Genomic DNA, 14,044 nt, shown 5'->3' with positions numbered 1-14,044 from the left:
TTATTCAAAATGAAACGCTAAGGAGCGCGAGAAATCCATGGACTCGTTCAGAAGAAAATCGCCGGAGGAAATCCTGATGTCCATCTCCAAGCTGCATCAAGGCCGGCTAAAGGTGTATATCGGAGCCGTAAGCGGCTCCGGAAAAACCTATCATATGCTTCGTGAAGGCCAGCTCCTTCAAAATCAAGGCATCGATGTTGTCATCTGCGCCGTTTCCACGATGCAGCGACCGGACACCATCGAGCAGATCGGCGATCTGGAAAGGATACCGAGCATTCATTGGTACAAAGACGGTGAAGAGCAAAAAGATTTAAATTTGGAGATGCTGATACATCGGAATCCAGAAGTCCTGCTCGTGGATGGGCTCGCACACCGGAACAGACAAGGGGCAGAGCATTCTACACGGATTGGGGATATCAGGTTCCTGCTAAGCCGCGGTATCAGTGTCATTACAACGATAAATGTATATGAACTGGAGGAGGTACAGGAACTTGCGAGCAGGCTGACGGGAATTCGGGCTGTTGAGGCCGTGTCAGCCGATACGCTGGAATTGGCGGATGAGATCGTACTGATTGACGTCACACCGGAAACGATGCTCATCCGTGCAGCTGATGGATTATCCGGTGGCGGAAGTGATCAGCTCAAGCGCGGCAACCTGGCAGTCCTGCGGGAGCTGAGCTTGCGGCTCGTAGCCGAAGGCGTAGGCGGCTCCCTCAAACGGCATCGGGAGAGACTGGGGCTGATCGGACCGTCAGGGGCGGATGAGCAGATATTGGTATCGATTCAGTACCACTGGAACGGATCGATTTATATGCGCCGCGGACAGCAGATCGCGAAGAGGCTGAACGGAGACCTCCGGGTCGTTACTTTTGTTAATCCAAATAAGGAACTCAGCAAAGAGCAGATTGCCTTCAAGCGTTCCATCATCAAATTAGCGAAGCGGATCGAAGCCAAATTTGAAGAGCTTCCTCTCAGCTCTCGAAGAAATCTGGCGGATATGCTGGTCAAATATGCGCTGGAGCATCAGGTTACCCGGATTGTGCTCGGCCACTCGAAACAGACTCGTTGGCAAGAGCTGTATCAGGGCTCCATCATTCAGGACCTCATACGCACAACAAAAGGCGTTGATATTTTTATCGTGGCTGATTCTACCGAGACCGAAGGAGAACGCATACTCCCTGCGCGAATCAACCCGCCACCCGACTCATCCGATTCATTCCACCGCCTAAGCTCACAAGAAATTGACCAAAGAATCGAGGAAATCAAAAGAGGAAGGTTCAAAGTATACATCGGAGCTGCCCCAGGCGTAGGCAAAACGTATACGATGCTGCGAGAGGGCAACGACCTGCTCAAGAAAGGGCTGCGTGTGCTGGTTGGACTGCTTGAAACCCATGGGCGGGGCGAAACACTTGAGCAGGTTGGCAACCTTGAAGTGCTCCACCGTAAGATCATTCATTACCGGGGGAAAGCGCTTGAAGAAATGAGCACCGAGACGATCCTGTCCCGAAATCCCGATGTAGTGCTTGTGGATGAACTCGCACATACCAACGTGCCTGGCAGCAAGTATAACAAAAGATACGAAGATGTCCTGGACATCCTAGCCGCAGGCATCTCTGTGATCACCACCGTCAACGTACAGCATTTGGAAAGCTTGAATGACTCGGTCGAACAAATTACGGGTATCCGCGTCCGCGAGACGGTTCCCGACCATATTTTAAGGTTAGCTGACGAGGTTCAGCTGATCGATGTAACCCCCGAATCACTGCAACAGAGGATGAAAGAAGGAAAGATTTATGAGATGACAAAGGTGACCCAGGCATTGAATCATTTTTTTAAGACGGGAAACCTGATCGCTCTGCGTGAACTTGCTCTGAGAGAAATTGCAGATGACGTAGATGAGAGATTGGAATCTTGGGAGCGGAAGAGCTCGCTTCGGGGACCTTGGCGGCGCCAGGAAGTAATATATGTATTCGTCGATGACAAAACCCAGGCGGAACGTTTGATTCGCCGCGGTTTTCGGATCGCCTACCGGCTCAAAGCAGCCTGGTACGTCAGCTTTGTTCAAATTGAGTATATACCGATGAAAACAGAAATCGCCGAACGATTAGAGACACTAAAGACTTTGACAGAACGTCTGGGTGGAACGTTCGGGGTTCTGAAGATCAGCCGCCGTAAGCATATTCCTCATGTGTTAGTTGCACAAGCGAATAAAGCTGGAGCAACCCAGATCATAATCGGTCAACCGAAGAAAGCATCCTTGCTGAAAAGGGGACAAATTAATATCGTAAAAACATTGCTTCGTCATGCAAGGCACATGGATGTGCTGGTGGTTGCAGACTATGAGCCGGTACAATCTATATAAAACGATAAAAAATAATATGAACCGTTTCTCACGGTCGTTTGTTTATATTACATAACACATAACAGGCAGGAAAGGAGTGCCGCTCATTGACAGAACGAGAATTATTCGATGCTTACAACAAAGAGGTATACCGCACATGTTATTACATGCTTCGGAACGAACAAGACGCAGAAGATCTCTGCCACGATGTGTTCGTCACCGTATTTCGCCAGGATTGGAAAAGCATCGAGCATGTACGCGCCTGGATGATGCGTATCACAATGAATCACTGCTTGAATTTGCTTAGAAAGAACCAGACCAAACGGGAAAAGCAGAATCAAGTCCAATGGCTTTATGAGCAAAATACGACATCGGTCAAGAACGTAGACACCATTGTATTGGAGAAAGCGGAATCTGCCGAATGGGATAGGCTGCTGAAAGAACTGCCAGATAAACAGAGATCCGTTATCTTGCTCCGCTACATCGGTGAGCTGACGATTGCAGAAATCTCCGAAATACTGAACATCCCTGAAGGAACAGTGAAATCAAGACTTCATCAGGCATTGAAAGTGCTGAGAAGAAAGATTGAACGGCATAATTATAATTTTGGGTTGAAGGGAGAGAAGCAGTATGGAACAAGTTGAGAAAAATTTGAAAAAGCATTTAAATAACCCGGATGTACCTTATCCTGATTTTGATCAAATGTGGGACAGCATTCGGCAAAATAAAATGCAATCGGCAGATATGGAGCATATGGAGTCGAACCGAGCTCTTCCTCGGAAACGAAAAAAGGTAGCGGCCGTCATCGGATTATCCGTTGCACTCATGGCTACTCCGGTATATGCGGCAATCACTTACGATTGGGATACCCTGCTCTCCCATAAAGAAGGTATTCAGACCGCTTTGGAACAGGGACTTGGCCAAACCATTGAGAAGTCCGTAACGACCAACGGCATAACCATGACCGTACATACCGCTTTTGTGGATGAAAACCGGACTTTCCTGCTTTACAGTCTGGACCCTGGCGAATCATGGGACGGTGCGCAAGTAAGCTTTGACCATATCGGTCTGAAAAATCAGAAAGGAAGCCCGATTGAGGGGAACTACTCACATCAGTGGAACGAAGAGCTTGGTGTATTCCAAGGCTATTTCGAGACAGACTGGGTCGCAGATCGCAGTACAGCAGATGTTGTGTTTACGATAGAAAATTTGGTCTTCACAGGCACGGGCAAGCAAACCATCGACTTCGATCCTGCCAACCCTCATACACAGGTGTTCCAGATTAATAAAGATGGCATAGACAACGTAAAACTACAGTCCTTCGAGCAATCGGACGGCAAAACAATGCTGAAATCGGCCATTACATTTACAGATCCGAAATTGCAGAAAAGGTCCTGGCCTCGAATTCAAGTCATCAATAAAAACAACGAACCTATCGTTGAAGCGGAAGTTCCGATCTCTGGAACACCGGGATCTAATCAAGAATACATGAACCAGCAAACATTCAAGACCGATCAATTGCTTGCCGAAGATACCCAATTCCTTCTGCTCTATGATCGTGCACTAAAAACTTCCGAAGGAAATTGGAACCTAGACCTGGCCCTTTCCAAAAAACAAATGAAAAACGGATCATTCAAGGAAAAACTGAATATTCCTTTGGATCAAGTTGCTGACGGAACAAAAATCAATCAGATGACCGTTACGCCAACACAAGTCCGTTTAGTTCTATCTCATAAAGAAAAACATACGCGGCTTCCATATATGAACTATCAGTTGGATGTTGGCGGCAAACTGCTAAACGGCGGTCTATGGTTTGGTAAGTCTGACAATGAAACCGAGCTGCGCTTTGAAATGACGGGTCTGAGCGCAGAGTCCCTTGCTCATCAGCCTGTGTCTCTGATCGCGAAGCACCGTGTCGATGAGCATGACGGCGACATGAACGCGATTGCTTTAACGAACATATCCAATGAACGTCAAACCATAACCAGCAGTATCCAGGGCTATCCGATCACTTGGACATATTACATGAAGGATCATAACCTTTATGTCGAATCATTAAGCGCAGACCCAGGGTTTGGCGGAGTCAATCAAACCTATTATATTGACGGGAAAGATCGAAGCTATGGAAAACCAGTCACCGTCGGTCTGCTAGGGGATGGAAACAACAAGCATATCGATGTATACGAGAATTTCAATAAATCCGAACTGGAGATTTACATTGCCAAATATTCAACAGAAAAGAAAGATGATGAGATGCGCATTCCAGTAAAGCAGGGAAAATAACGCGTTAAGCAGCGATAACTTGCCTAAAGTATGGTCAATTCCATACAACGTCATACCGTGGGATGGGAGCTGCGCGCAGTGCAAAAAGAAAACAGGCCAGCCATTGAACGACGCCTTCCATCGTTAGGATGATCTAACTTGATGGAATCCCGTTCATGGCGGCCTGCTTTTCTCTATTAATTACATAAATCCGCCGTCCGAATGAATAATCTGTCCGGTAATCCAGCCTGCTTCATCCGAGGCAAGCAGCTTTACCAAACGAGCAGCATCCGAAGGCTGCCCGATACGCTTCATCGGGAATCTTGGAAGCAGATAGCTCTTCAGCTCCTCGCTCATCCACCCTGAATCGGTTGGACCGGGGTCAACGGCATTTACCGTAATCTGACGTGATGCTAATTCAGCAGACAATGAGACGGTAAATGCGGATATGGCTCCCTTCGTAGCCGCATAAGCAAGCTCCCCCGGCATCCGCCCTTTGTCCTGACCTGAAGTCATATTGATTATTCTTCCCCCGGAAGGCAGACGAAAAGCCTTCGCAAACTCAGCGCAGAGCATACACGTACCGCGAACGTTCACGGCATAGTGTGCATCCAAAATATCTGCGCTCAGTTTCTCATACCCGTCCAAAGTTGAATGTGTAGCATTATTCACAAGAATGGAGGGTGATCCAAGCACCGAAAACACTTCCTCGATAATCCGCTTCGGTGTTACCGGATCGGACAGATCTGCCTCCATGCCATGTACGCGAACACCCTCCTGTTCCAGCTGCTGCGCAAGAAGCTGCGGCCAATCGTGGTCTTCTCCCCACTCCATCGTGCGGTCGTATGGCTGCCAGTACGTAAAGAAGATATCCGCTCCCGCCGCAGCGAGCGCCTTACAAATAGCCGTGCCTATGCCAATCCGGCGACTAGCCCCGGTTACGATGGCGATTTTTCCTTGTAATGTTTTCATGTATAACTCCTCCTGATATGCGAGGAAGCAACAGCAAGGGTTAAAGGAGATGGATCTGGGCAACACAAAAGCGAATACCCCAAAGGTATTCGCCAGGTTATTTATAACTCCTTACCTAGCATCCTTCGTAATGGTATGAACAGACACACCTATCCCGTGTTCTCATTCAGGATAAAGGTGTTCTATTGCATGAAAAAACCATTACAAAGTACCTGCCATGAAGTTTCAATTCCCCTTTCACTACATCTCCGGCGCTATTATACCAGTACCTTCCAGACCAGGTCAACGATCTATTACACGAAACGACAGCTTATCCCCCTTGGTTTTAGGATGGAGATTATCTTTTCGAAGGATAAATAGTATCGATGAACACAATCCCATCGTACTGATCACGGGCGATCATAACTTCGTCCAGCACGCCCCAAGCTTTCGCCACACGAGGTGTGTACATCCATGATGTCCCTTGCTCAAGTGGCTGATTTTCCAGATTAATAAACGAAACAGGATGCCCGCCTGCCTTCAAAATATCTTCAAGACTGCCGTGTGGATGCGGGAGCTTGACAGCCTCCGTCTTGTCGTTATTCTTCAAAGAGCTGCCTTGATAAGCATACAAACCGATCACATAATGCTGTCGCTGCAGCTCTGCAGGCAGCATCTCACCCATTGTCGGATACGGGTCATTGGAAAATCCCATACCATTATGCTCCGTAATCATGGTCGAGTTATGCTTGCGAATGTGGTAATTGTGGCCCCACAATATTATTTTTTTGTCAGGGTACATTTCTTCGGCTAACCATGCTACATTGTCCGCCATCATCTTGTCTCGAAGATAGCTTGCTTTCGGAAGATGCTTCGTATCCATGTCAGCCCACATCCGAACCATATGCTCCACATAGTTGTCCAACACATCGATTCGATTTTGCAATACCCTCTTCATAATCGGCACCATGTCCTCATGCTGCGGAATTAGCGACTTCAGCTTCGTTTCATTTTTAGCAACAAATGTTTGCAGTGCTCTATACTCCTGAATCAGATCCTTTTGCACATTGCGGAACTTCTTCATATCGTCAAAGCTATGTACTTCGATGAAGCGTCTTTCGGCCTGTTCGAAGCGACGGCCCACGCTTGGGTCTACCGAGCTAAACCATTCATTTCCGAACGCTTTGAACGGCTCCGTTGTCGCCTGCACATCAAAGCCAGTCAAAATAAGCGGCCGGTCGGTCTTGCTTCGCTCTACGATATACTCAAACAACGCCAGATTCTCCTCCACCTGCCACACACCGTAAATGGCTTTGTTCATCGTCTCCTTCGGCTTATCCTTTCCGATCTGCGCATATGCAACGCTGGCATCTCCCAGCAGGGATTCGAATGCAATAACGTCAAACCCCATCTCCTCATGAAGAAACTGAACGAGTCTTACTTTAACCGAATTATATTCCGACGCCCCATGTGATGCCTCCCCGAGACTGACCATTCGCTTGTCCTTCAGCAGCGGTTTTAAGAACTGTAAATCTTGAAAAACGTCTTTTTCCTTTAAAGATTTCGAATTTTCCGGGTTGATCTTCATAAATACAGCATTCTCTTTCACCCATTGCTTCCATTCAGTTACGGTTGCATCATCGTAATGCTGTTGATTGGCAGCGGTAATCGCGGCGGCTGCATGGCTTGTCGGCAGAATGGTTCCTCCCAGCATACAAATCACACCTGCGATAGCCCATTTTTGCAGTTTTCGTATCATTCTTATCCCCTTCTCTTCGCTGATGTTTTTCGTTCCCTTTCATGGTATCATCAGGAAGTTAAAAGGCGTTTAAACTGCGTTTAACTTTCGTTTAAAAAAAGCAGCAGACCCCCCTTTCAATCAAGAAAGGTTCCTGCTGCCTTTACATTTGTGATCATTTATCCAATACGATATTATAATCCTTTTTCAAGTAAGCATGAATTCGACGGAAGTCAGCCTGATTGAGGTCTATCAGCCTTTTGTCCTTTTCACGCCCCAGAATAATCCCCATCGTTTGAGCAGCCAACGCCGTATTCGGCATGATCCGTGCGGTACCGTAAGCCTTGATTTCGGCACCTACATTTTTACCGGCCACAAGTACATTGTCGTAGGATTTCAGCATAAACGAACGAAGCGGCATCCCATACTTGTCGGTTTTACCGAATCCGATGCCTTTCGGAATGAGCGTTGTCGCTTGAAGATCGATCGGATACCCCCCGATGCTGACATTGTCCCAGAACATCCGTCCATTTCTGACATCTTCATATTTCATTACATAATCCGTCTCAAACCGATTGTAATCCCGAACGTACAAATATTCCGGAAAACCATTCAGCTCCGCCTTGGCGAAGCCCGGGATATTCTTCCGCATATACTCCAGAACGTAAGGCGCTTCTGTCTTCCCTTTGTTGATCGCGTTTTGGACCGATTTCGGGTCCGCCGGATCGACATCATAAATCAACAGCGCGTTCATGATGACTTCCCCATGCCTCTGGTCAAGCGTGTTCATTCCCCTCAGCACCAATTGGGGGTCACGCGGTTTGTACTTCATCATAATGTTGCTGAAGCCTGTCGCAATATTCCAGTCGACATACGTGTTTGGTCCGTATTTCTGCTGTACGTTCGTCAGCGGATAATCATCCAGCACCGCTTGATGAAGCTTGCGCCAGTCTACCTTCTTGAAACGAAGCATTAACGTAGCAGCCATATGATCAGGCTCATGTCCACTGCCTTTATACAAGCTCTCCATGCCAGGAATTCGCTTCACGTCCAGCTTCCCTGTCAGAGCGTTAAAGTCCGTATTCTCTACCCAATAATCTGCCTGAACTTCATAGTCTCGCCCATTCAATCGGTAGGTCAGTGTTTGCAGCGACTTCTCTCCCTTTACCGGAATTGTTTTCACGGATTGAATTTGAATTCCGTTCTTGATCGGAATGCCACGGATCATTTTCTGGTAGTATTTATTAAACTCCGGCACTTTCCGAATAGTCCCCTTCTTAAACCCATCAAACAGTTCTTTAATGTCTCCTTGCACGAGACTTTTCTTGTTCTTGTCATTAGGCTCGTCCAAAAAATGCATCTGTCCTAACACCAATTCTCCACCCGGCTTGCTGCGAGGGTCTAAAATGATCACATTAAGCCCGTGCTTCATCGCTTGCCTTGCAAGCAAAACCCCTTGAATCTCGCTGCCAATGACGACAACATCATAACGAACACACCCCTGACCGCATGAGGCCGGAGCTTGTGCTGTCCTTGCTTGAGAATAAGGGAAAACCAGTTGAACGATCAGGGTAGCGACAAGAAATGCCGTGATCGACCGTAAACTTATTTTTAAAATGTTCATGTGCAGCAGCTACTTCCCTTTCGAATATGTTAGCAAAACATTTCTTGCAGAAATTATAGGAGAAAAAAGCCCCCTTTATTTATAGAGAGTAAATAATATCCACGGTCATGGTTAGCATGCTTGCTTCTTTTATTTCAATTACTAATCTGTCACTTATAATAAAATTTATGCTACTTAATGAAAAAGGGAAAATTCGTGAAATCATACCCTTACAAAAAAAAGAACTGGTGCTAAAAAGCTCATCGCTTTTCGCACCAGCCCTTTTCGAAAGCTAGTTGATCAATTCTCCCTCCTTAAGCAGAAGATACAATACCTTTGCCGCTGCCTCGCGCGTAGTCGGTGCTTGCGGACGGAAATAAGTGGTATCGCCGGAAGTTTCCCCGTTCATTAAACCAAGTGACGTTACCAACTCAATACTTTGTTGTGCATAGCCTGCCAATGATGAGGCATCCCCGTATGGTACACGAGTTGGTCCCTCTAACTTCGGCTCAATCTGGAGCAATTCGATGGCCTTGGCAAGCATGACAGACATATCCTGGCGACTGATGCTTGCATTCGGATTAAAGGTACCATCGGCCTGTCCATTAACAAGCCCTGCCTCATAAGCGGCTGCAACATGACCTGCATACCAGCTTCCCGGTTTAACATCTTTAAACGGAGCTTGCGTGGTTGCTGTCAATCCGAGTGACCGGGACAGCATGGATGCAAACTCTGCACGGGTCACGTTTCTTTTTGGTGAGAATGTCGTTTCCGATGTACCGTTCATCAACAGTTTACCTGCCAGCGCATTGATCTGAGACCGAGCATAGGAAGAGGAAATATCCGTAAAGTTCACTTCACGAGATGCTACGGCATAAGTCGCTACGCCCGGTCTGCTCACCGTGGCCACCGTTGTGTTGTCCTTTTGCTTCGTAAGGACAGATGGTGCCGGATTCACCTTCCCATCTTGGGCATACAATACGCCTGCCGAATAAGCCTCGAGCTGACCCGGTACAGTGAAGGCCGTGAGAATTCGCTCACCTGTCGGTACCGTAAAATCTTTACTTGTTCCGCCATCGATTGTACGCATTTCAAAAGTGACCGGGGAGCCAATCAAAGATACACCCGGAAAACCTTTTGTAAACTGGCTGCTCAAAGAATCACCTTTGGCAATACTGAGTTCCAGGCTTGATTTAGCAGGAACCGATTTCAGCGCCGCGACAGGTACAGACATGGAAGAACTTGCATTGCTTATAATGATGCTGCTGCCCTTGGCCGACTTTTTCAATATCTCCAATTGGGAAGGGGTAAGAACAACTTTAATGCCTTGTCCTTCCGGCTTGCCGATAGATATGACTATAGCTGATGGGCTTGTTCCCGCAGCACTTACAGCCTCCTGGAGATCCTTGTCTTTCACAGTCAGCGTCTGAACTTGTTTGTCAAGCGTTGCAGTAGTTGCTACATTCTTAACGACTTGTCCCTGCTTTATAACGGACTGTAATGCAGGTGCTCCGGAAGGAGCCGGTTGTGGTTCAGGTGTTTCTGGTACAGGCTTTGGTGCAGGCGTTGGAGCTGTCCCGCTTCCTCCTGAACCGCCACCAATACCGCCGCCGCTTTCACCACCATCGTCATTTCCTCCAGGTTCGCCTCCTTCTCCCGGCTTCGTCGCTGGAGTATTATCGACCCTGAACGCTCTGTATGCCTGATATTCTCTGCGAGTAAAACCTTGGTCATCAAGTAAATAGGCATGTACTCCAATGGAATAAATCCCGTCTTTAAGCTGCTGTTTTATCCACTCTCCTTTTTCATCTACCTCAGGGGTTCCGTTTGCCTTAAATTTCGTGTAAGTACCGTCAACAGGAATCTCGTAATATCCCTGTTCCAACAGTTTTAATCCAGTCTTATCGTCAAAATCGATCATTTCATCCACAATACCAACTACGTTCCCTGAAAGGTCTGTCAGCATAATTTGTATGGCGTTTACATCCTCCGTAATCCGGAAGGAAAATTGGGCGGAGTCCTGCTTTCCATCTCCGTTTGGTGTAATCACCGTAGGATTGAATGATAATTCCTGAACACCAAAGCCTGTGGACGGCGGCGCTTCTCCAACATGCAAGGAGAACGGGAGATGAAGTGTTGGTAATCCGTCTGCCTCCAGCACAACGCTTCCCTCATACACACCGTTTGCAGCTGCATCCTTTCTTTCAACCTGCAGGAAGAACGGTTGGGTTTTTCCTGCCTCTGCCGACACAGTCGCATTCTCACCGATCCCGACCAGTTGAGCGGATACTCCATTTACATCCGGTGTCGCTACCGCATTCCAAGGATCGGATGTCACACTTTCATGCAGTTTAACGGTCGCATTATATTGAACCTTGCTGCCAGAAATATTTTTGAGCTGTAGCTCCATCATCTGGGTTCCACTTCCGGCTTTCCCCATACCGAAACTTGCCGATGATCCGTAATTGATAACCTCCTTCTGATTTAACTCTTTGTCCAAAATCGTGATCTTTTCTACCGTTTGCAGCAAAGCCGGTGTTTCCAAAGCCTCATCCAGGTCGGGACGTCCGGCTCCTTGGGAATAAACATCGTATCGTGTATTGTTTTCGTCAAACAAAGTATCCGATGTATTCGTCAAAGCCGAGCGCACATCAAACGGAGACCATTCCGGATTTTGCTGCAAAAGCAATAAAGCTAACCCTGCTACATGCGGCGCAGCCATACTTGTTCCACTGTTCCGGTTGTACGCTTCAGCATAAGATGCATCGGGGTGAAAAAGTCCATAGGCTGGCCATGTTGACCGGATATTGACACCCGGAGCTACCAAGTCCGGTTTGATGCCAAGCAGCCCGTCTGCGTTTGGTCCACGTGAGCTGAATGTAGAAATCGTATCGCCTTTCACGTCAATTTTAGGATAATCCTCTGCAAACGTAACGGTTACAGTCTCATCCGGTTTATTGATGATTTGTCTTGCAATCTCACGTCCTACTGATCCCTTCATATCAAAATGAGGGATAAAATCATAACTTTCACCCAGGGTCGTACCGATGAAATCATCGCGATTTGGTATAGATTCCGATAGATCGGCTTCATTGATATTATCCGGCTTCGTGTTTCCGTTAAAGAAAATAACGGCCTTTGCCCCTCTCGCTTTTGCGTTAGCCAGTTTGTCCACAAACGGCGAATTGCCTCGGGATATAAGAACAACCTTGTCCATTACTTCCAAATTATCGAAATCCTCTGCCTGACCCAGATCCGCATAAACCAGCTCAATCGGTTCTGTTCCCATAATGGACGCAAAATCTTCCTCCGCTACCTTCCAACCCATCACGTTTAGATCCATATTCGAGAAAATAGGCTCGTTAACACTTGGTTCCGGATTCGCTTCATTCTCATCAACGGGCGGATCGGTTTCATCCGGTACCGGCGCCCCATCTTCACCAGTTGATGGATCTGGCGTTTCCTCGGTTTGCTCTTCCTCCTCGCCTATAGGTGGTTCTTGCGTGTCCGGAGCTGGTGCTTCCTCTTCGCCTGTTGGTGGTTTTGGCGTGTCCGGAGCTGCTGCATCCCCCTCACCTGTTGCCGGTTGTGTCGCTTCCAGAACTGATGCTCCTTCCTCGCCAGTTGACGATTGTGTCGCTTTCGGTGCCGATGCTTCATCCGCGTCAGATGGCGGTGCTACGGTCTGCGACTCCGCCCTTTCATCCCCGCCAGTTGGCGGATCTGTTACTCCTAATTCTGGTGCTTCATTCTCATTAGCCGGAGGCTCTGATACTTGAGGATCTTTCGATTCATCTTCATCAGACGGCGGCTCTGGCGCCTTCGGTTCAGATCCATCATTCTCCTTAGCTTCTGGAGCTTCCGGTGCTTCCGAATTTGGTCCCTGCATAAAGGTAGCTGCCGCCTTGAAATAATAGCTCGGACTCGTTACAGCACCGACAGAGATTGCCAGCTGGGCACCCGCCGGTGATCCCATGGAGTAATAATAAGGTCCTTTGTCCGCTGCGTTACCATTCGCTACAACCGCCACGACTCCTGATAAAACGGCGTTATTTACAGCGATTGTATCCGGCGAATTGGCGTCCTTCTCCATATCTGAGCCCAGGGATAGATTGATCACGTCCATGCCATCCTTTACAGCGCGCTCAATCCCGTCAATGACTTGAGCAGATGAACCGGATGAGCGTCCTGTTTTTGGATTTCGGCCAAGTACTTTATATACATAAAGCTCGGCCTCATAGGCTACCCCTTTTTGCTGAATTTCAGAGCTTTCGTTATCTGCTCTTCCGACAATGGTACCGGATACATGAGTTCCATGCGTTGTTCCAGCGAAGCCTGTTTTAAAGGGATCGTCCTCGGGAGATATCGGCGGCTCTTCATACGGATCATTATCCTGCTCGAATGAATCCCACCCGCCTTTGTAGGCATCAATCAGATCCGGATGCTTGTAATCTACACCGGTATCGATAACTCCAACCTTAAGTCCTTTCCCCGTTAACCCTTTCGCCCACGCTTCCGGGACATTCATCTGATCCAGCGGTGCTTTGTCATAGATTGCTTGATCTTCAGGCAATGCAGGCGCTTCCACAATTGGAACCGAATAATACGTTTTGTTCTCATATATGGATTTCACCCCGGGGATCGCTGCCAATTCCGGAATCCGGTTGGCCGGAACCGTTACCTCCATACCGTTGAGTACGGTATTGTAACGGTAATTTACTTTAAGCGGAATACCGATCTTTCTGACCTCGTCTTCAAAGGAGGTTTGCTCCCTTGAAGCAGCCGATTCCAATGAAGAAGGTGACATGCTCCGGATACCCATTTGGGCAGCGAATTTCCCAACGGCTGCAGGTTCATTGCTTAGCTGTACAATAACGTTTATTTCTCTCGATGATGAAGTGTTGATTTCAGGTGAGATATAAGCCTCTGCCGCTTCTGTGGCATACATACCATCTTGTCCCGCCCTCTTGACGATCTGCGATGTTGTATCCGGATTCAGATTGGCGTAGCCAACCGACGGAACAGCAAGGCTAGCTGACAATAACAGAGCAAGTGAAACAACGGGTAGTTTTCGGAAAAATGATTTCTTCTTCAATGAATTCCCTCGATTCTCTTATAATATCAACTTGGTCTATGTATGCCGGTACTT

7 protein-coding genes are annotated in these 14,044 nt (G+C 47.6%); 3 read left to right on the top strand and 4 right to left on the bottom strand.

Annotated features, from left to right (window positions below; genetic code table 11):
• The first annotated feature begins 37 nt into the window (after window positions 1–37).
• The 3 genes from C8268_RS22295 to C8268_RS22285 all read left to right on the top strand — a co-directional run bounded on the left by C8268_RS22295 (window position 38) and on the right by C8268_RS22285 (window position 4,624).
• Entirely contained in the window at window positions 38–2,362 is a 2,325-nt protein-coding gene (locus C8268_RS22295; RefSeq protein ID WP_106769719.1) for a histidine kinase, read from the top strand.
• 86 nt (window positions 2,363–2,448) lie between these two features.
• Window positions 2,449–2,985 carry an RNA polymerase sigma factor gene (locus C8268_RS22290; protein WP_106769718.1) on the top strand — a complete coding sequence of 179 codons (537 nt, stop codon included), beginning with the start codon at window positions 2,449–2,451 and terminating at the stop codon, window positions 2,983–2,985.
• Window positions 2,972–4,624, top strand: coding sequence for a DUF4179 domain-containing protein (locus C8268_RS22285; protein WP_106769717.1), 1,653 nt, complete (start codon window positions 2,972–2,974; stop codon window positions 4,622–4,624). The genes C8268_RS22290 and C8268_RS22285 overlap by 14 nt, the downstream gene beginning before the upstream one ends.
• Before the next feature lie 180 nt (window positions 4,625–4,804).
• On the opposite strand, the gene C8268_RS22280 is transcribed toward C8268_RS22285, so the two are convergent.
• From C8268_RS22280 to C8268_RS22265, 4 genes are all read right to left on the bottom strand, one after another.
• Window positions 4,805–5,575: an SDR family oxidoreductase gene (locus C8268_RS22280; RefSeq protein WP_106769716.1), complete on the bottom strand. Its 771-nt coding sequence runs from the start codon at window positions 5,573–5,575 to the stop codon at window positions 4,805–4,807.
• Between the two features lie 337 nt (window positions 5,576–5,912).
• Window positions 5,913–7,313 carry an erythromycin esterase family protein gene (locus tag C8268_RS22275; RefSeq protein WP_106769715.1) on the bottom strand — a complete coding sequence of 467 codons (1,401 nt, stop codon included), beginning with the start codon at window positions 7,311–7,313 and terminating at the stop codon, window positions 5,913–5,915.
• Window positions 7,314–7,467: 154 nt separating this feature from the next.
• The gene (locus tag C8268_RS22270) at window positions 7,468–8,916 is read right to left on the bottom strand and encodes an FAD-dependent oxidoreductase (protein ID WP_106769714.1); all 1,449 of its coding nucleotides are present in this window, start codon (window positions 8,914–8,916) and stop codon (window positions 7,468–7,470) included.
• A gap of 271 nt (window positions 8,917–9,187) precedes the next feature.
• Window positions 9,188–13,990, bottom strand: coding sequence for a S8 family serine peptidase (locus C8268_RS22265; RefSeq protein ID WP_106769713.1), 4,803 nt, complete (start codon window positions 13,988–13,990; stop codon window positions 9,188–9,190).
• Between the last annotated feature and the right edge of the window lie 54 nt (window positions 13,991–14,044).

The sequence above is a fragment of the Paenibacillus faecalis genome (assembly GCF_900289175.1).
Taxonomy (GTDB): domain Bacteria; phylum Bacillota; class Bacilli; order Paenibacillales; family Paenibacillaceae; genus Paenibacillus_AQ; species Paenibacillus_AQ faecalis.
The sequence above is the reverse complement of the archived record's forward strand: the minus strand, read 5'-3'. Positions and strand labels throughout refer to the sequence as shown.

Coding starts and splice junctions, on each gene's coding strand:
- C8268_RS22295 (WP_106769719.1), top strand. CDS start 38: ATGGACTCGTTCAGAAGAAAATCGCCGGAGGAAATCCTGATGTCCATC.
- C8268_RS22285 (WP_106769717.1), top strand. CDS start 2,972: ATGGAACAAGTTGAGAAAAATTTGAAAAAGCATTTAAATAACCCGGAT.
- C8268_RS22280 (WP_106769716.1), bottom strand. CDS start 5,575: ATGAAAACATTACAAGGAAAAATCGCCATCGTAACCGGGGCTAGTCGC.
- C8268_RS22275 (WP_106769715.1), bottom strand. CDS start 7,313: ATGATACGAAAACTGCAAAAATGGGCTATCGCAGGTGTGATTTGTATG.
- C8268_RS22270 (WP_106769714.1), bottom strand. CDS start 8,916: ATGAACATTTTAAAAATAAGTTTACGGTCGATCACGGCATTTCTTGTC.